The sequence below is a fragment of the Pseudomonas sp. FBCC-B1667 genome, from assembly GCF_059133255.1.
Genome location: NZ_CP101437.1, coordinates 2,890,591 through 2,907,761, shown reverse-complemented (window position 1 = coordinate 2,907,761; position 17,171 = coordinate 2,890,591). Strand labels below are relative to the sequence as shown.

The 17,171-nt window shown below is 60.5% G+C and carries 17 protein-coding genes and 2 pseudogenes; 10 read left to right on the top strand and 9 right to left on the bottom strand.

The window, feature by feature from the left end:
* Positions 1-51: 51 nt before the first annotated feature.
* Genes NL116_RS13210 through NL116_RS13200 form a run of 3 tightly spaced genes read right to left on the bottom strand, consistent with a single transcriptional unit; the run spans position 52 to position 2,305 of the window.
* On the bottom strand, positions 52-462 hold the full coding sequence (locus NL116_RS13210) for an SRPBCC family protein (protein ID WP_494377545.1): 411 nt from the start codon (positions 460-462) through the stop codon (positions 52-54).
* A 26-nt stretch (positions 463-488) separates the two neighbouring features.
* On the bottom strand, positions 489-1,286 hold the full coding sequence (locus NL116_RS13205; protein WP_494377544.1) for an SDR family NAD(P)-dependent oxidoreductase: 798 nt from the start codon (positions 1,284-1,286) through the stop codon (positions 489-491).
* Between the two features lie 2 nt (positions 1,287-1,288).
* Positions 1,289-2,305 (bottom strand): aldo/keto reductase, encoded by a 1,017-nt coding sequence (locus NL116_RS13200; RefSeq protein ID WP_494377543.1) that lies wholly within the window; start codon positions 2,303-2,305, stop codon positions 1,289-1,291.
* A 117-nt stretch (positions 2,306-2,422) separates the two neighbouring features.
* On the opposite strand from NL116_RS13200, the gene NL116_RS13195 reads away from it, so the two are divergent.
* Complete coding sequence (locus NL116_RS13195) at positions 2,423-3,316, top strand: LysR substrate-binding domain-containing protein (RefSeq protein ID WP_494377542.1); 894 nt, start codon at positions 2,423-2,425, stop codon at positions 3,314-3,316.
* Positions 3,317-3,515: 199 nt separating this feature from the next.
* Here the strand turns inward: NL116_RS13195 and NL116_RS13190 are convergent, their stop codons facing one another.
* Entirely contained in the window at positions 3,516-3,881 is a 366-nt protein-coding gene (locus NL116_RS13190; protein WP_494377541.1) for a DUF6124 family protein, read from the bottom strand.
* A gap of 403 nt (positions 3,882-4,284) precedes the next feature.
* Between NL116_RS13190 and NL116_RS13185 the strand changes: the two genes are divergently transcribed.
* Positions 4,285-5,214 (top strand): LysR substrate-binding domain-containing protein, encoded by a 930-nt coding sequence (locus NL116_RS13185; protein WP_494377540.1) that lies wholly within the window; start codon positions 4,285-4,287, stop codon positions 5,212-5,214.
* Here the strand turns inward: NL116_RS13185 and NL116_RS13180 are convergent.
* Both NL116_RS13180 and NL116_RS13175 read right to left on the bottom strand, forming a co-directional pair.
* A complete protein-coding gene (locus NL116_RS13180) occupies positions 5,126-5,722 on the bottom strand; it encodes a DinB family protein (protein ID WP_494377539.1) in 597 nt (198 codons plus the stop codon). The genes NL116_RS13185 and NL116_RS13180 overlap by 89 nt on opposite strands.
* Positions 5,723-5,806: 84 nt before the next feature.
* Positions 5,807-6,467, bottom strand: a pseudogene (locus tag NL116_RS13175) (NAD(P)/FAD-dependent oxidoreductase); the annotation flags it as partial.
* A gap of 408 nt (positions 6,468-6,875) precedes the next feature.
* Here NL116_RS13175 and NL116_RS13170 point away from each other — a divergent pair.
* The 6 genes from NL116_RS13170 to NL116_RS13145 all read left to right on the top strand — a co-directional run bounded on the left by NL116_RS13170 (position 6,876) and on the right by NL116_RS13145 (position 13,562).
* Positions 6,876-7,139, top strand: a complete 264-nt coding sequence (locus tag NL116_RS13170; protein ID WP_494377538.1) for a hypothetical protein — start codon at positions 6,876-6,878, stop codon at positions 7,137-7,139.
* A 304-nt stretch (positions 7,140-7,443) separates the two neighbouring features.
* Entirely contained in the window at positions 7,444-10,164 is a 2,721-nt protein-coding gene (gene mgtA / locus NL116_RS13165; protein WP_494377537.1) for a magnesium-translocating P-type ATPase, read from the top strand.
* 180 nt (positions 10,165-10,344) lie between these two features.
* Positions 10,345-12,000, top strand: a complete 1,656-nt coding sequence (locus tag NL116_RS13160) for a Na/Pi cotransporter family protein (protein ID WP_494377536.1) — start codon at positions 10,345-10,347, stop codon at positions 11,998-12,000.
* The gene (locus tag NL116_RS13155) at positions 11,988-12,395 is read left to right on the top strand and encodes a DUF2493 domain-containing protein (protein ID WP_494377535.1); all 408 of its coding nucleotides are present in this window, start codon (positions 11,988-11,990) and stop codon (positions 12,393-12,395) included. The genes NL116_RS13160 and NL116_RS13155 overlap by 13 nt, the downstream gene beginning before the upstream one ends.
* A complete protein-coding gene (locus NL116_RS13150; RefSeq protein WP_494377534.1) occupies positions 12,376-13,149 on the top strand; it encodes a PA4824 family protein in 774 nt (257 codons plus the stop codon). Before NL116_RS13155 ends, NL116_RS13150 begins: the two co-directional genes overlap by 20 nt.
* Before the next feature lie 95 nt (positions 13,150-13,244).
* A complete protein-coding gene (locus NL116_RS13145) occupies positions 13,245-13,562 on the top strand; it encodes a DUF2388 domain-containing protein (RefSeq protein ID WP_494377533.1) in 318 nt (105 codons plus the stop codon).
* A 95-nt stretch (positions 13,563-13,657) separates the two neighbouring features.
* Here NL116_RS13145 and NL116_RS13140 read toward each other — a convergent pair.
* A pseudogene (locus NL116_RS13140) lies at positions 13,658-13,759 on the bottom strand (pyridoxal-phosphate dependent enzyme); the annotation flags it as partial.
* A 5-nt stretch (positions 13,760-13,764) separates the two neighbouring features.
* Positions 13,765-14,556: an SDR family NAD(P)-dependent oxidoreductase gene (locus NL116_RS13135; protein WP_494377532.1), complete on the bottom strand. Its 792-nt coding sequence runs from the start codon at positions 14,554-14,556 to the stop codon at positions 13,765-13,767.
* Positions 14,557-14,678: 122 nt separating this feature from the next.
* Between NL116_RS13135 and NL116_RS13130 the strand changes: the two genes are divergently transcribed.
* Positions 14,679-15,626, top strand: a complete 948-nt coding sequence (locus NL116_RS13130) for a GlxA family transcriptional regulator (RefSeq protein WP_494377531.1) — start codon at positions 14,679-14,681, stop codon at positions 15,624-15,626.
* A gap of 51 nt (positions 15,627-15,677) precedes the next feature.
* Positions 15,678-16,337, top strand: a complete 660-nt coding sequence (locus tag NL116_RS13125; protein WP_494377530.1) for a methyltransferase family protein — start codon at positions 15,678-15,680, stop codon at positions 16,335-16,337.
* A gap of 109 nt (positions 16,338-16,446) precedes the next feature.
* Here the strand turns inward: NL116_RS13125 and NL116_RS13120 are convergent, their stop codons facing one another.
* Positions 16,447-17,115 carry an HAD-IA family hydrolase gene (locus NL116_RS13120; RefSeq protein ID WP_494377529.1) on the bottom strand — a complete coding sequence of 223 codons (669 nt, stop codon included), beginning with the start codon at positions 17,113-17,115 and terminating at the stop codon, positions 16,447-16,449.
* Positions 17,116-17,171: the final 56 nt, after the last annotated feature.

The following is a 17,171-nucleotide window of genomic DNA, read 5'->3' as shown; positions in this document are numbered from 1 at the left end:
CGAGCAAGCTCGCTCCCACAGGGGATTTGTGGTGATTTTTAGCAGGTGTTGTCAGGTTGGGTAATTGGCCCGCAATGCCTCCAGACCACCCTGATAAATCCCGGCAAACAACGCCACCACTTCTTCCTCACTCACTCCCACCGGCTCAAACCGCCCCGACCACGTCACCCGACTACCCTGCCCCTGAGCTTCAACCTTGATCGTCGCCAGATACGCAGTAGCCGGAAACGGTGCCTGCTCAATCGAATAGCTGTACGTCTTGCCGGCGTTATCAAACGCCTCAAGCCGCTCAACGATCACCGCGCCATCCGCGGTTTGCAGGCTGCGCACCCGCCCGCCTTCGCTCAGTTCGCTTTTCGGAATAAACGGCAGCCAGTCCGGCAGCGAGTTGAAGCCGCCGATCAAATGCCACACGTCGTCGGCCGGAGCCGGAATTTCAACAAACGCTGATGCAGTTGCCATGTAACCCTCTCTCTTAATCAAAAAATTCAGATTGCCATGCTGTCGACAACACCGCCGTCAACACGCAATGCCGCGCCGGTCGTGGCCGAGGACAGCGGCGAAGCGATGTAGGCCACCAGGTTCGCCACCTCCTCGACATCCGCTACACGCTGGATGATCGACGTCGGCCGCGCTTTCAGCACAAACGCATCGGCTTCTTCGCGAACGCTACGCCCGGACGCGGCAGTGGCGTCCTTGAGCATCTGCTCCAGGCCATCGGTCAACGTCGGGCCGGGCAGGATTGCATTCACCGTCACGCCGGTGCCCGCCAACCGTTTGGCCAGACCATGGGACACCGCCAGGTTGGCGCTTTTAGTCACGCCATAGTTGAGCATGTCGGCCGGGATCGAGATACCTGACTCCGAGGACACAAAGATCACCCTGCCCCAGCCCTGCTTGACCATGTCCGGCACGTAATGCCGGGACAAGCGCACGCCGGAGATCACGTTGACCTCATAAAAGCGCGTCCACTCGCTGTCCGGCGTATCGAAGAAATCCACGTCATTAAAGATGCCGAGGTTATTCACCAAAATGTCCGCGCGCGGTTCGGCGGCGAACAGCACCTCAGCGCCTTCGGCGGTGCCCAGGTCCGCAGTCAGGCCACGCAATTGCGCACCCGGTACGCTGTGACGAATGCTCGCCAGCGCCTGTTCGACCTTGGCCGTCTCCCGGCCGATCACCACCACCGTGGCGCCGGACTCGGCCAACGCCTTGCTGATGCCCAGGCCAATGCCGGCGGTGCTGCCGCTGACAATGGCGAGTTTTCCACTCAGATCAATCTTCATGCTCAAACTCCTGTGATTGGCAATGGCGCGCGGTCGCAGACCAGGTTTGCCTCACGCATCGCCTGCCAGAAAGCGGCCGGAATCACCGCCGACAGCGCGGCAACGTCTTCAGCAATTCGCTCAGGACGGCTGGACCCTGGGATCACCGCCGCTACTGCCGGGTTAGCCAGCGAAAATTGCAAGGCTGCCGCTTTGATATCAACCCCATGAGCGGCGGCGATGCGCTTGATGTGCTCGACTTTGTTGATGATCGCCGGGCTGGCTTTCTGGTACTCGAAGTGCGCACCACCGGCCAGAATGCCCGAACTGTAAGGACCACCGACCACGATTTCGACGTTCTGCGCCAGGGCAGCGCCCATCAGACGTTGCAACGCGCGGTCGTGGTCGAGAAGAGTGTAGCGACCCGCCAGCAGAAAGCCGTCTGGCTGCGCTTCGGTCAGATCAAGGGTCAGTTCACACGGCTCGACCTTGTTCACACCCAGGCCCCAGCCCTTGATCACGCCTTCTTCGCGCAAGCGGGTCAGCACTTTGAACGCGCCGGTGCGGGCCTGGTTGAAGTACTCCAGCCATTGATCGCCGTAGAAATCCTGCGCGATGTCATGCACCCAGACGATGTCCAGACGGTCGGTTTGCAGACGCTTGAGGCTGTCCTCGATGGAGCGCAGAGTGGCGTCAGCGCTGTAGTCGTTGACGATTTTGTTCGGGAGCCCATGTTCGAACACCCCGCTTTTCTCGCCCAGGTCTCGGGCCGCGGTGTCTTCGACGTCATCCAGAATGACCCGGCCGACTTTGCTGCTCAGCACGTAGTCGTCGCGGTTGTATCGGGACAGCGCGGCGCCGAGGCGGATTTCCGACAGGCCCGAACCGTAGAACGGCGCGGTGTCGAAGTAGCGCACGCCGGCGTCCCAGGCGGCGTGCACGGTGGCCAGTGCCTCGTCTTCAGGAATGGCGCGGAACATGTTGCCCAAGGGTGCGGTGCCGAAACCCAGCGCGCCGGGCAGTTTGTCTTTCAAGCTCATGATTCAATCCTCGTCAGTTTCAGTGGCCAGTCGCCTGACCGTTGAGCCGATCCTAGATTGCGACGGTCGGACCGTCCAAGACATAATGTGCAGCACTTGAGTCCCCAGAGGTCTGACATGATCGACATCCGCCAATTGCGCTACTTCGTCGCCGTCGCCGAAGAAGAACACGTCGGTCGCGCCGCCGAACGCCTGCACATTTCCCAGTCCCCTCTGAGCCGGCAGATCGCCCAGCTCGAAGAACGCCTGGGCCTGACCCTGTTCGAACGCAGCCAGCAACGCATCCGCCTGACTCGCGACGGCCAGACCTTCCTCGCCGAAACCCGCGCCCTGCTGACCCACGCCAGTCGTTTGGAATCCCTTGGTAAACGCCTCGGTCGCGGTGAAGAAGGCGGTTTGTGCATTGGCTACATCGAAAACGCCATGCACGCCGGCGTGTTGCCCAATGCCCTGCGCGTGTTGCGCGTCGAGCGGCCGAACGTGCATGTCGCGCTGTACAACCTGCGTTCCACTGAACAGCTTGAAGGCTTGCGCCAGCGCAGCCTCGACATCGCCCTGGTCAGCGAACCGCCGGACAAAAACGATCCGGACCTGATAGGCTTTCAGGTGTTGGACGACCCGATGTTGCTGGCATTGCCTGAGGATCATCCATTGGCCAACCAGACCACATTGACCCCGGCCGACCTCGCCGATCAGGAGTGGATCGGTGTGCAACACCACACCAGCCGCCAAGACTTCGTCAGTGCTTGCATCCGCGCCGGTTTCAACCCGGACATCCGCATGGAAGCCACCGGCCCCTTCACTGCCATGGCCCTGGTGGCCTCTGGACTGGGCATCGCGATGATTCAGAAAGGCTTGAGCCGCAACGCACCGCCGGGCGTGGTGCTGCGGGAAGTGCCGTGGATTGCCTTCACCCACCCCCTGTGGGCGGCGTGGCACCGGATCAATTTGCGGCCGCTTGTGGAAACGTTCCGCAAAGTGCTGACAGAACCGAGATCAGTGCAGGAGTGAGCCTGCTCGCGATGGCGTTGTGTCAGGCGACGTCCTCTGTGCCTGATACACCGTCATCGCGAGCAAGCTCGCTCCCACAGTTGCTCGGTGATGTTCACAAATAATGTGTTCACAGAGAGCCCCTGTGGGAGCGAGCTTGCTCGCGATGAGGCCCGACCAAACGCCAAAAAACTAAGCTATTAGCCTTGCGGTTATGACATCAACTATGCGGGTCGATGTTAACCAGCATCCGGTTCACCGCCATCTCGCCCAACATCACGGAGTTTTGAATGCCCAGCGGGGTGTGGCGCTGTGTGCCGTTCAGTTGTCCGGCGAAATCACTCAACATGACACTCGCTGACGCCAACGTCTCACAGGCGTTGACCAGCAGGGTTTCGTTATCGGTGTCGGGGCCGACGAAGTAGATCGTGCTGGGTTTGCGCGGGATGTCTTTGGGGATGACCGGTTTAAGGTAGTAGTCGAGGGCGCGGTCGGCGGCGGTGTTGAGCTTTTTGGAATCGGCGGATTCGTAGGGGGAAACGTCGTCGGTTTCGGTTTCTGGCGGGTTGGGTGTGATTTTGAACATGGTGAAGCTCCTTGATTAGTGGCGCCGCCACCGTCCGCGGTCAAACGAATCAAGGTGGCAGCTGTACGCGGGTTGACCGACCGGAAATCAAGGAATCCGGCACACCCGAAGGTGTCCCGCGCACAGCCGCCGCAAAAGGTCGGAACCTTTCTTTGGCACTGGTACGCCTTGATTGAGTCGGACGGTCAAATCCGATCGCTGATTTGTCAGCGACCCGAAAACAATAAAGTCCCGGCCCAAGGCGCACAAGCCGGCGAATTCTGGCGCAGTCGTAGGCAACGGCGCAAGGTTGTGTAGCCTCGCAGAGTGTCTGGAGATGTGTGTTAAACGTCGCCGTTTAAATGACCCATTCAGGTTTGATGCTTTACTGAAAAGACCCCAAAAAAACCTGCGAGCAACCCCCATGAACCGCAACGACCTGCGCCGCGTGGACATGAACCTGCTGGTGATTTTCGAAACCCTGATGTTTGAGAAAAACCTGACCCGCGCCGGGGAGAAGCTGTTCCTCGGCCAACCCGCCGTCAGTGCCTCATTGGCGAAGTTGCGGGATCTGTTCGACGATCCATTACTGGTACGCAACGGCCGGACACTGGAGCCGACTCAGCGAGCGCTGGCCATCCTCCAAGAACTGCAACCGGCCATGGACACCATTTCCGGCGCGGTCAGCCGGGCCAAGGATTTCGACCCGTCCACCAGCCGTGATGTGTTTCGCATCGGCCTGTCCGACGACGCCGAGTTCGGCTTGTTTCCGCCGCTGCTCAAGCAGATTCGCGAAGAGGCGCAAAACGTCGTGGTGGTGGTGCGGCGGGTGAATTTTCTGCTGATGTCGTCGATGCTCGCCAGCGGTGAGATTTCGGTCGGGATCAGTTACACCACCGAGCTGCCGGCCAACGCCAAGCGCAAGAAATTGCGGGATCTGAGCGTGAAAATCCTGCGCGGCGACGACCGCCCCGGTCCCCTGACGCTGGATGAATTCTGCGAGCGCCCGCATGCGCTGGTGTCGTTTTCCGGGGATTTGACCGGGGCCATCGACAATGATCTGGCGCGTATCGGACGCTCGCGACGGGTAGTGCTGGCAGTGCCGCAGTTTGCCGGATTGCGCTCGTTATTGGCCGGCACCGATATGCTCGCCTCGGTGCCGGATTACGCCGCGTGTGCGCTGATCGAAGGCAGCAGCCAGTTGCGGGCCGACGACCCGCCGTTTGACATTGTGCTGTCCGAACTGTCCATGGTCTGGAACGGCGTCAACGATAACGATCCGGCAGAACGCTGGTTGCGCTCGAAAATTGCACAGCACATGTCGATTCAACTGCCGGGGCATGCAGCGATTTGAACGCCGTCGGCTGGGTTTCGCGCAGGTACACCGGCAAGTCCGTCACCGGTGGCATGGCCGGTATTTCGAAGTACATCTGGATCACCCAGCCACGGTGATAGCTGGCGTGGTTGACCACGTGCATCAACATGGCACCGGCGCTCATGGTCCCGCTTTCACCCGAGACAAACGTGAATTCAACGGGTGCTTCCAGCGACGCCTCGGTCTGCCGTTCGCTCCAGTCGCAGTACCAGTGATCGATCTCTCGCTGTGCCATGTGCAGTTCGGCAAGGTCGGCATGCAACAGATCATGTGAGGTTTTGAAGCCGTGCCCTCGGCCTTCGAGGTGAGCCTGCCAGATGCAGTCCACGACGTAGATGTGGTTCAGGGTGCCGATCATGTTCTTGAACACCGACGTGCGTTCTTTGCTGATCTCACCCGCCGGCAATTCGGCCAGGCTGGCAAAGAGGCGCTGGTCGGCCCAGTGCTTGTAATCGGCAAGCATGCGGGCGGTGCGTACGTTGATCATCAGAGGTCTCCCATGGTGATGGGCGCACTGCAAAGCATAGCCCTCATGGCTCGCGGCATCGAAAAGGCTGATAACCGGCAGCTGTTACAGGACCGCGTTGTTGGGACAAAGGCGTTGCACCACCCGGTCGGCCAGTGCCAGGCAACTGGTCAGGCCTGGCGATTCGATGCCGAACAGGTTCACCAGCCCCCGGCACACCATGCTCGGCCGGTCCGCTGATGATGAAGTCGGCCGCAGGTTCGGTCGGACCGGTGATTTTCGGGCGAATGCCGCTGTAGGCCGGTTGCAGACTGTTATCGGGAAGACCGGGCCAGTAACGGCGGATCGCCTCGTAAAATCCATCGGCGCGGCGCGGGTCCACGCGGTAATCGAACTGATCGACCCATTCGACGTCCGGCCCGAAACGCGCCTGGCCGGCGAGGTCGAGCGTCATGTGCACGCCAAGCCCTGCACTTTCCGGTGCCGGATAGACCAGATGCCGGAACGGCGCGCGGCCGCTGAAACTGAAATAACTGCCTTTGCACAATCGGCCAATTGGAACGTGCTGCGATGGCAAGCCTTCGATCCGGCTCGCCACGTCAGGCGCAGAAAGCCCGGTGCAGTTGATCAACTCACGGCAACTCAAATTCATGGGTTGCGCGCCCCCGATGAGCAGATCGAAACCGTGCGCAGTGCAACGAGCGAATTCCAGCGGTGTGTGAAAGGCAATCGACATTCCGCTGGCTTCCCCATCCGCCTGAAGCGCCCGACCACTACGCAGTCGGTATGGATACTCGATTGTCCTGTGCTCATTTTCAAACCGACCCTCGCTGCACTCCGTCACATAAAAAACAACTTACTGTCATTTGGCTGAACTCAATAATCAAATGTGCAACTTTTCCATTTAATGCACTATTAATCGGGCCGTTAAGGTTGACGGACTTCACCTCGCTGAGTAAATTGCCCGGGCCTTCAACGAAGGCTTTTTTTCAACTCACTCCGGAAACCAATGGACACAGTATCCAGTCGCTGTCGGATTACTGCGAAACGGCAGAATCTGGCACACAACCCAGACAATGACGGGACTCGACTTTTCGGTCGGGTGAGCTGCGCTAGAGCTTGAGGCTCCACCGTAACTTGCCTCGCCGGCGCCGGTCCGGCCCAGAGGCATGTTATGAACTTCACCACCACTGTAATGCCCGGCGTACGCGCCTTTGCTTCGACCATGCGGGTCAAGCCCTGCCGTGAGCCTACGCTCGCGAACCGCGCCGCTGCGCCGTTTTCCAGCCCTTCTTCCCCTGCCAGCGCACACCCGCGTGCCAACTGGCGCGTCTGCCCGATGACGGGTCGACTTCAGCAACGCTGGAGCCTGGACGACAGCCAGGAACCACCGGGGCGACGCATCGTTCGTCGCTTCCGGCTGCGAAGCCAAGCCTGAGAGGCCGCACATTCAATTGATTTGAAGGCACTTTAAAGTCCTTCCTTCAACGGTTTCCTGATAAGGGGAACCGACAACTTCTTATTGCCTTTTAAACCATCAGTTAATTGGAGTTAGTTATGGACGAAGCCAGTAGACGGTTCGCTGCCTGTCACTTTCTTATTGATAGCCAGCGAACGTTAAAACAACAAAACACCACTTCTGACATCGATCGCTTGTTGGCGGCTCGACATACATTCGCTCGCCTGTAGTTCGGTGAGCCGGCTGTGTGTCGTGCCGCAAGTCAGCGGCAGGAGCACACGCGATGACCACTGTAAAAACGCCCGATATCCGCACCAAAGGCACCCGCAGCGATAGCGCCAAACTGTCGATGCGAGCCGCACGAGAAGCTCAAAACGGCCTCGCCGTCACCCTCTCCAACCTCAATGCAACCCCTGACGGTCTGACGGAACTGGAAGCCGAAGGTCGACTGGCCCGTGGCGGCTACAACGAAGTCGCCCACGACAAGCCGCCTCACGCCGTCGTCCAACTGCTCAAAGCCCTGCACAATCCCTTCATCTATGTGCTGCTGACCCTGGCCGGCATCAGCTTCTTCACTGACTACTGGCTGCCGATCAGCCAGGGTGAAAGCGACGACGCTGACCTGACCAAGGTCATTATCATCATGACCATGGTCACCTTGAGCAGCTTGCTGCGGTTCTGGCAGGAATACCGTTCGGCCAAGTCCGCCGAAACCCTCAAGGCCATGGTGCGCACCACCGCCACCGTGCAGCGGCGCGGGCAACGCGGCAATGAGCCGGTGCTACGCGAAGTGCCGATGCGCGAGCTGGTGGCCGGCGACATCGTGCAACTCAGCGCGGGCGACATGATCCCGGCGGACATCCGCCTGATCGAATCCCGTGATCTGTTCATCAGCCAGGCGGTGCTTACCGGCGAAGCCTTGCCGGTGGAGAAATACGACACCCTGGGCAACGTCGCCCAGAAGTCGGCGACCGGCAACGCCGCCGATCAATCGAACCTGCTCGACCTGCCGAACATCTGCTTCATGGGCACCAACGTGGTCAGCGGCACCGCCAAAGCCGTGGTGGTTGCGACCGGCTCGCGCACTTACTTCGGATCGCTGGCCAAAGCGATTGTCGGCTCGCGGGTACAAACCGCGTTCGACCGTGGGGTCAACAGCGTCAGTTGGCTGTTGATCCGCTTCATGCTGGTGATGGTGCCGATCGTGTTCCTGCTCAACGGTTTCTCCAAGGGCGACTGGAGCGACGCGTTTCTGTTTGCACTGGCCGTGGCGGTCGGGCTGACCCCGGAAATGCTGCCGATGATTGTCAGCGCCAACCTCGCTAAAGGCGCGATGGCCATGGCCAAGCGCAAAGTGGTGGTCAAGCGCCTCAATGCGATCCAGAACTTCGGCTCGATGGACGTGCTGTGCACCGACAAGACCGGCACCCTGACCCAGGACAAAATCATTCTGGAGCACCACGTCGACGGCAACGGCCGGCGCGACGATACGATCCTCGAACTGGCATGGCTCAACAGCCATCACCAGAGCGGTCTGAAAAACCTGATGGATCAGGCAGTGGTGCAATTTGCCAACGCCAACCCCACGTTTCGAGTGCCGTTCGCCTACAGCAAGGTCGATGAATTGCCGTTCGACTTCGTCCGCCGGCGCCTGTCGATCATCGTCAAGGACAGCCGCGACGATCACTTGATGGTGTGCAAAGGTGCGGTCGAGGAAATGCTGTCCATCGCCAGTCACCTGCATGAAAACGGCAGCGTCGTCGCGCTCGATGATCAGCGTCGTAAAGACCTGCTGGCGCTGGCCAACGAGTACAACGAAGACGGTTTCCGCGTGCTGCTGGTCGCCACTCGCGAGATCCCCAAGGCGCACAGCAAAAACCAGTACACCACCGAGGATGAACGCGAGTTGGTGATTCGCGGCTTCCTGACCTTCCTCGATCCGCCAAAGGAAACCGCCGGCCCGGCGATTGCCGCGCTTCGGGACATGGGCGTGACCGTCAAGGTGCTGACCGGCGACAACGCCATCGTCACTTGCAAGATTTGCCGCGACGTCGGCCTGGAACCTGGCACCCCGCTGCTTGGCCAGGACATCGAAAACATGGACGACACCACCCTCAGGCTGCGCGTTGAAGAACGTACGGTCTTCGCCAAGCTGACGCCGCTGCAAAAGTCGCGGGTGCTGAAAGCGTTGCAGGCCAACGGTCACACCGTCGGCTTCCTTGGCGACGGCATCAACGATGCCCCTGCCCTGCGCGATGCCGACGTCGGCATTTCGGTGGACAGCGGCACCGACATTGCCAAGGAATCGGCCGACATCATCCTGCTGGAAAAGAGCCTGATGGTGCTCGAAGAAGGCGTGCTCAAGGGCCGCGAAACCTTCGGCAATATCATGAAGTACCTGAACATGACCGCCAGTTCCAACTTCGGCAACGTGTTCTCGGTGCTGGTGGCCAGTGCGTTCATTCCGTTTTTGCCGATGCTGTCGATTCACTTGCTGCTGCAAAACCTCATGTACGACATCTCTCAGCTGGCCCTGCCGTGGGACAAGATGGACAAGGAATTTCTCAGCAAACCGCGCAAGTGGGACGCGAAGAACATCGGCCGTTTCATGCTGTGGATCGGGCCGACCTCATCGGTGTTCGACATCACCACGTTTGCGCTGATGTGGTACGTGTTTGCCGCCAACAGCGTTGAAATGCAGGGCCTGTTCCAGTCCGGCTGGTTCATCGAAGGGCTGCTGTCCCAGACGCTGGTGGTGCACATGCTGCGCACGCAGAAGATCCCGTTCTTCCAGAGCACGGCGGCGTTGCCGGTGATTCTGATGACCGGGTTGGTGATGGTGCTGGGCATCTACATACCGTTTTCGCCGCTGGGCACGCTGGTCGGTTTGCAGCCATTGCCGTGGGCGTATTTCCCTTGGTTGGTGGGCACGCTGCTCAGCTACTGCGTATTCGCGCAGGTCATGAAAACGGTCTACATCCGCCGCTTCAAGCAGTGGTTCTGATGGCCTGAATACCCCCGCTTCTGAAAACCACACCCCCCTGTGGGAGCGAGCTTGCTCGCGATGGCGGTGACACATTCAACGCTTGTGTTGCCAGACACACCGCTATCGCGAGCTAGCTCGCTCGCACAGGTTTCTGAATTAAGCCTTCGATTAATGCAACTCGGATAAAGGAGAGTTCTCATGTCGGGAACGACTCTACTGATCAACCTCGCAGGCTCCATCGCACTGCTGCTGTGGGGCACTCACATGATTTCTTCGGCGTTGCTGCGTGGCTTTGGCTCGCCGCTGCGCCAGTGGCTCGGCCACAATCTGAACAACCGCTGGATGGCGCTGCTGTCAGGAATCGGCATTACCGGTCTTTTGCAAAGCAGCACAGCAGTCAGCCTGATGGCGACCTCGTTTACAGCGGCCGGCACCCTCGCGCTGGCCCCGGCGCTGTCGATGATGCTCGGCGCCAACATCGGTTCGACCCTGGTGGTGCAACTGCTCAGCCTCGATTTGTCATTGCTCACACCGCTGATGCTGCTGACCGGGTTGATCGTCTTTCGCCTGCGCGATGATTCACGTTTTGAAAGTGTCGGTTGTGCACTGATCGGCCTGGGGCTGATGCTGCTGGCCCTGCACATGCTCGGTTCAACCCTGGCGCACGTCGAAAGCACGCCAGTGTTCCAACTGATCATGCAGAGCCTGGACGGCGACCTGTTGATTGCGCTACTGGTGGCCCTGATGCTCACCTGGCTGTGCCATTCCAGCGTCGCCGTGGTGTTGCTGATCGTCTCGCTGGCCGCGACTGGCATGCTCTCGGCGACCACGCTGGTTGCGCTGGTCCTGGGGGTCAACATTGGCGGCGCCTTGCCGTCGGTGATCAGCGCCGGATCAAGCGTCGGTCGACGCCTGCCGCTGGGTAATCTGCTGGTGCGTGTGGTCGGTGCGCTGGCGGTATTGCCATTTGCCGGGTTACTGGCCGAGACGCGTCTTGATCCCTCGACGCTGGTCGTGGTCCTGCACAGCGGTTTCAATCTGCTGCTGGCGCTGGTGTTCATCGGTTTGACCGACATCCTCGCCAATGCCCTGACCCGGCTGCTGCCGGAGCCTGTGCGCGATGTCGACCCGGGAATGCCGCACTACCTGGACGAAGCCGGACTGGAAGTGGCTAACATCGGTTTGGCCAACGCTGCCCGCGAAGCACTGCGCATGGCCGATATGTTCTCGACGATGCTCGGGCGCCTGTTGCACCTGTTCCATTCGTCCGCGCCGACCTGTGTTGAGGTCGTGCGACGCATCGATCAATCGCTGGACCTGCTCAGTGCGGCGATTCGCGCCTACCTGGCCGACATTGGCAAAGAAGGCCTCAGTGATGACGACGCCGATCGCGCCCAGGAAATCCTCCTGTTCGTGATCAACCTCGAACACGCGGCAGACATTCTCTCCAGCAGCCTCGCGCAATTGGCCCTGCGCCGGGTGCGCCGTGGCGAACAGTTCTCGGCGTTCGAACTGGGCAACATCGCCCCGCTGCACGATGCATTGCTCGAAAGCCTGAGCCTGGCAATCAGCGTGTTCCTGCGCGAAGACACGGCCATCGCGCATCAACTGATCAATCGCAAGGAGGCGGTCAGACAGCTCGAAGCACAGGCCAGCCGCGAACACTTTCGCAAATTGCAGGAGGACAAAAACACCTGGGCCGAATCCGGTGACATTTTCCAGCGCGTATTGCGCGATTACCGCCGCGTGCATCACCACATCGCCGCCCTCGCCTATCCACTGCTCGAACGCGCCGGCGAGCGGGTCATCGAGAATAACGATCCGGCGAAGGAGAGCCCGTCATGCGCCTGCTGATCTGTGCGGGTCGCCATTACGCCGACAGTGGCCAATGCCGACGGGTGCTCGACGCCTTTCAGCGCGTACACCCGGTGCGCGTGCTGATCCATGGCGGTAACCAGCATCTGGGCGGTGAAATCGAAGAATGGGCGCGAGAACGGGGCATCGACATTGTGCGCTACCCGCCTAACTGGCAACGCCACGGCAAGTCGGCAGAGCGCTTGCGCAACCACTTCATGTTGCGCGACAGCCGACCGGACGTGGTGATCGCCCTGCCCGGCGGCGAAGACACCGAAGAACTGCTCGCCCAAGCCAGGGCGGCCGGTTTGCAAACCTTAACGCTGGCCACCCCAACACAACGCAACCCTTGTAGCCGTTGTCGAGGAATACTTCATGCCGAAACCGACTCGTGAATTCATGTCCTTTTTACGCAGCCTCCCGCCCGTGCAAGGCCGAAGGGTGCGGCGCAATGTGATGTTCGTCAGTATCACCCTGAGCCTGATCGCACTCCTGACGGCGATGTCCAACGCCAAAGCGGCTGGGGGTGCATACGTGGTGGATGATGCCGCGATCAATGCACCGGGCGAATGCAACATCGACACCTGGTACCAGAGCGGTCGCCACAATCAACCATCGAGCAACGCCTCGTTGTCTCAGGACTGCACGCTGAAGGGCGTGCCCAACCTGCAACTCGGCGCGGCCATTGGGCACAGTCGCGATGACGCAGACTCGGAAACTCAACTGAGCCCGCAGTTCAAGGCCTCACTGTTCGCGCGAGAAGCGCTCGGTCTTGAATGGGCGCTGTCAGGCGCGGCGCATTTCGCTGTCAACCGGGCACACGCCTTCGATGGGGGTGAACTGAACCTTCCGTTCACCTACCAGCCGATTCAAGCGCTGCGCCTGAATCTTAATACTGGCTGGGCACAGGCCTATGACGACGGTGAACACAACCATCGCTGGACCTGGGGCGCCGGCGTCGAATACGACCTGGCCCGGACACTGACCCTGATTGCCGAACGCTATGGCCAACGGGGTGCTGAACAGGCTTGGCAAGCCGGGCCACGGTTTCACCTTGGCAAGCGTATCGACGTGGATGTGGTGGTGGGACGCAACCTGACAGGGGATCGTGATCAGTGGCTGACCACCGGAGCCGCCCTGCGGTTTTGAACGAGATCGCGCGGTTAAGGAACTCCTGGCGATGGTCGTGCATCCTAAACTATGAGGTACTTCCTATTTGCGTCATGCTTTCAGAGGACACTGTCATGCGCCGTCTGATTATCATCTCTTCACTGATGCTGTGTTTACCCTTCGGCTCGGCTATGGCCAGCGTGGATGCGGGCGATGTTGCCACGTCGGCCGGGGTATCGGCGTCGCTGTACTCGACATTCAAGGACCATAAACTCATGATTCCCGCCCGGGATGACGCCTCCAGCTTCGTGGCCAGTGGCGGTGCGATTCGCGGGGTTTATCTGGAGTCGGTGCTGAAAAAAATCCGTCAGGACAATCCCGGCCTCAACGCCACTGATGAAGACCTGGCGCGGGCCATCCTGATCCAGGAAGGCAATGCTGCCGGCCAATGAAGGCCGTAAAAACAGCGGTGGGGCTAGTGACACCTGGATAGCGTTCCCGGCCCTACCTCGCTTTCCCTTGATCGCGTCTTCATCGCTGAGTACTACGGCACCACAATGCACCCACTCAACCCAAGGCTGGCGGCAGCGATGGCGGTGGCAACACCGGCATTGCCGCCTGAGGGGCACATCACTCGGCCTTTGTCCTGCGCCTTTAGCGATAACGCGGTGCGGCGCTGGAGTTGCCAAACAACCCCGACAGGTTCTGACGCTGGGCTTCATAACGGTCCCATTGCTCACCGTCGTGCAGGCTCGGAACGGTCACCACTTCGCCGCTCGCCAAACCCGCCAGCGCGGCATCGACCATCTCTTGCGCCGACATCACGATCTCTTGCGGCAGGTTTTCCACCGGGTTACCCGCCTCGCTCCAGAAATCGGTCGCGGTCGCGCCGGGCAATACCGCCTGAATGCGGATGCCTTTATCCGCCAGTTCACGGTGCATCGACTGGCTCAGGCTCAGCACGAAGGCCTTGGTCCCGCCGTACACGCCGTTAAGGATTTCCGGGGCGACGGCAACGATCGACGAGATGTTGATCACGGTGCCGGTGCCACGGGCGACGAAGCCTGGCACTACGGCGTAGGCCAGACGCATCAGCGCGGTAACGTTGAGGGTGATCATGTCTTCCATCTCCTCGACCGGGCTGCCCAGCAAAGGCATGACAGCGCCCACGCCAGCGTTGTTGACCAGCATGGTGATGCTGGCGTCGCTACGCAGGATTCCCTCGACCCTCAGCACATCGGCTTTGACTTTCAAATCGGCGGCGACCACTTCCACGGCGCGCCCGGTTTCGTTGCTGAGGCGGTTCGCCAGCGTGTTCAGCTTGGCCTGGCTGCGGGCGACCAGAATAAGGTCGTAGCCCTGCCGGGCGAGGCGGTCGGCATACACCGCACCAATGCCCGAAGAAGCGCCAGTGATCAGTGCAGTGCCTTTGGATGAGAGCGACATGTCGGGTTCCTTCACAGTGAGGCGATCAATTCGCCGGGTGTGAACCGTTATAAAGACTCTTTCACTTGTCTCAAATGACGTTTAAGGTACGTTTTCAGGACATGTCTTTTGAGAGACTGGCAATGACTAGCGTGGCATTTGTTGTGTTCGAGGGTTTCCAGTCCATGGCGCTGGCCGCCATGCCGGTGTTCGAGTACGCCAACTTCAGCGCCGGTGAGACGCTGTATGACGTCGGCGTTATCTCTGAGGATGGCAGCACGCTGCGGGCCTCCGGGGGATTAAGCGTGGGGACCCAGCCGTTCGGTGAGCGGGTATTCGATACGGTCATTGTGGTCGGTGGCGATTGCATCATCGAACAAGCGCCCGACAGTGTGTTGACCTACCTGCGCGACAGCGTGAGCAGCGTGCGGCGGATGGCAGCGATTTGTTCGGGGGCGTTCGTGCTGGCCCAGGCCGGCCTGCTCGACGGACGGCGCGCCACCACGCACTGGGCCTATGCCCGGGAGCTACAAGCACGCTTTCCTTCGATCAAGGTAGAAGAAGACCGAATCTACGTGGTCGACGGCTCGATCTGGACCTCGGCCGGCATGACCGCCGGCATCGACCTGGCGCTGGCCATGGTCGAGAAGGATCACGGCGCCGAGCTGGCGCGTTCCGTGGCGCAAAAACTGGTGATGTACCAACGACGTGCGGGCGGCCAGTCCCAGCATTCGGCCTTGCTCGAACTGGCGCCCAAATCCGACCGCATTCAGACCGTTCTCGGCTACGCCCGGGAACACCTGGCTTCGCCGCTGTCAGTGGAGCAATTGGCCGATGTGGCGCGCCTGAGCCCGCGGCAATTCAGCCGCAGCTTTCGCGCCGAGACCGGGCAGACGCCGGCCAAGGCCATCGAAAACCTGCGTCTGGAAGCGGCGCGGCAAATGCTCGAACGCGGGCGCCTGACCCTCGACCAGATCGCCACCGAGGCCGGCTTCACCGACCGGCGCCGCATGCGCGAAGCCTTTCTAAGGGCATTCGGCCAACCGCCGCAAGTCATCCGGCGTAACGCCAGATCAGCGTTGAACGCGTGAGCAGCATGGGGACTCTAAACTGAAACGGGCCATGGCTCATCGGGAGTGCCCATGAAAATCTCGACCAAACTGGCGTTCTTCGCCATCGTCGGCACCCTTGCCTACCTCGGTCTTGCCGTGTGGGGCATGGGCGGGTTTGCGGCGTTTTTTGCGCATGGGTCGTTGGTGGTGGTTGGCCTCGCTACTGTGGTGATGACCGTGGTGTCGCTGTTCAGCGAGGTCAATCTGAGTGCCGGTGAACGTGAGGACCGGGCCAATCGCTGGGTGCTGCCGGCGTTTGGGGTGATCGGGTTGCTCAGCGGATTCCTCCCGGCCTACACCGATCGGATCGATTTCTGGACCTTTGGCGGTGAAGAGGTGCGCTGGATGGGCGCGTTGTTGTTCGGCCTTGGCGGCGCGCTACGTTTGTGGCCGGTGTTTGTACTGGGCAAGCGTTTCAGCGGTCTGGTGGCGATTCAGCCGGGGCACACGCTGGTCACCGACGGGATTTATCGGCGCCTGCGCAACCCCAGTTACCTGGGAATGCTGGTGATCGCCGTGGGCTGGGCACTGGCATTTCGTTCAGGGGTAGGGCTGTTGCTGGCGGCGTTGACGGTGATTCCGCTGATTGCGCGGATTCACTCGGAAGAAGCGTTGTTGAGGGCGCAGTTCGGCGGAGAGTACGACCGTTATTGCGCCGACACCTGGCGACTGATACCCGGATTCTATTAACCATCCCACAACTCTATTGTAGGAGCCGAGCTTGCTCGCGATGGCGTCGGGTCAGTTGCATTTTTGTCAACTGACACTCCGCTATCGCGAGCAAGCTCGGCTCCTACAATTAGATTTGATTGAGGCGGATATGGTGGTCGGGATCCACGGACGCAGCGACCGTCTGATAGTTGGCCAACGTGGCATGTTGCGTCTGGATCGGATGCTCATGCGTTTCAGTAATGATCACCAAATCCGCCCCCGCCGCTTCTGCCGCGAGAATGCCTACACTGGCATCTTCGAAGATCAAACAATCCGTAACCTCGACACCCAAACGCTTGGCTGCCAAACGGTAACCCGCTGGATCCGGTTTCCCGGCGCTGACCTCTTCAGCCGTCACCATGACATCCGGTTCGGGAATCCCCGCCGCCGCCATCCGCCGCAACGCCAGTGCTCTCGGCGCGGACGTGACGATCGCCCATTGACCCGCCGGCAACGAACGAAGGAATGCCGCCGCCCCACGGACCTCGACAACCCCCTCCACGTCCTCGATTTCCGCCTCGGTAATCCACGCGGCTTCCGCTTGGGCATCAACACCCGGCAACCCCTGGCGGTTCACCGTGTCGATGGCGCGGGCGCCGTGAATGGTTGGCAGGAAAGCCGCGACGTCTACCCCGTGGCGCACGGCCCAGATCGTCCAGATCCGCTCGGCAGCGGCAATGGAGTTGAGCACAGTGCCGTCCATATCGAACAGGAACGCGCGGTAAGGTGTGTTGAAAACGGATGGGTAAGCAGACAAGGATGAGCCTCCTCTCGCAAGGGCCTGGCGGGTGTGCCGAGCAATGTAGCATTTAC

What these genes read in the sequence shown, in the direction of transcription:
- NL116_RS13210 (WP_494377545.1), bottom strand. Translation starts at nt 462, where the DNA reads ATGGCAACTGCATCAGCGTTTGTTGAAATTCCGGCTCCGGCCGACGAC.
- NL116_RS13170 (WP_494377538.1), top strand. Translation starts at nt 6,876, where the DNA reads ATGAACTTCACCACCACTGTAATGCCCGGCGTACGCGCCTTTGCTTCG.
- NL116_RS13150 (WP_494377534.1), top strand. Translation starts at nt 12,376, where the DNA reads ATGCCGAAACCGACTCGTGAATTCATGTCCTTTTTACGCAGCCTCCCG.
- NL116_RS13180 (WP_494377539.1), bottom strand. Translation starts at nt 5,722, where the DNA reads ATGATCAACGTACGCACCGCCCGCATGCTTGCCGATTACAAGCACTGG.
- NL116_RS13130 (WP_494377531.1), top strand. Translation starts at nt 14,679, where the DNA reads ATGACTAGCGTGGCATTTGTTGTGTTCGAGGGTTTCCAGTCCATGGCG.
- NL116_RS13160 (WP_494377536.1), top strand. Translation starts at nt 10,345, where the DNA reads ATGTCGGGAACGACTCTACTGATCAACCTCGCAGGCTCCATCGCACTG.
- NL116_RS13155 (WP_494377535.1), top strand. Translation starts at nt 11,988, where the DNA reads ATGCGCCTGCTGATCTGTGCGGGTCGCCATTACGCCGACAGTGGCCAA.
- mgtA (WP_494377537.1), top strand. Translation starts at nt 7,444, where the DNA reads ATGACCACTGTAAAAACGCCCGATATCCGCACCAAAGGCACCCGCAGC.
- NL116_RS13200 (WP_494377543.1), bottom strand. Translation starts at nt 2,305, where the DNA reads ATGAGCTTGAAAGACAAACTGCCCGGCGCGCTGGGTTTCGGCACCGCA.
- NL116_RS13125 (WP_494377530.1), top strand. Translation starts at nt 15,678, where the DNA reads ATGAAAATCTCGACCAAACTGGCGTTCTTCGCCATCGTCGGCACCCTT.
- NL116_RS13205 (WP_494377544.1), bottom strand. Translation starts at nt 1,286, where the DNA reads ATGAAGATTGATCTGAGTGGAAAACTCGCCATTGTCAGCGGCAGCACC.
- NL116_RS13185 (WP_494377540.1), top strand. Translation starts at nt 4,285, where the DNA reads ATGAACCGCAACGACCTGCGCCGCGTGGACATGAACCTGCTGGTGATT.
- NL116_RS13145 (WP_494377533.1), top strand. Translation starts at nt 13,245, where the DNA reads ATGCGCCGTCTGATTATCATCTCTTCACTGATGCTGTGTTTACCCTTC.
- NL116_RS13195 (WP_494377542.1), top strand. Translation starts at nt 2,423, where the DNA reads ATGATCGACATCCGCCAATTGCGCTACTTCGTCGCCGTCGCCGAAGAA.
- NL116_RS13190 (WP_494377541.1), bottom strand. Translation starts at nt 3,881, where the DNA reads ATGTTCAAAATCACACCCAACCCGCCAGAAACCGAAACCGACGACGTT.
- NL116_RS13135 (WP_494377532.1), bottom strand. Translation starts at nt 14,556, where the DNA reads ATGTCGCTCTCATCCAAAGGCACTGCACTGATCACTGGCGCTTCTTCG.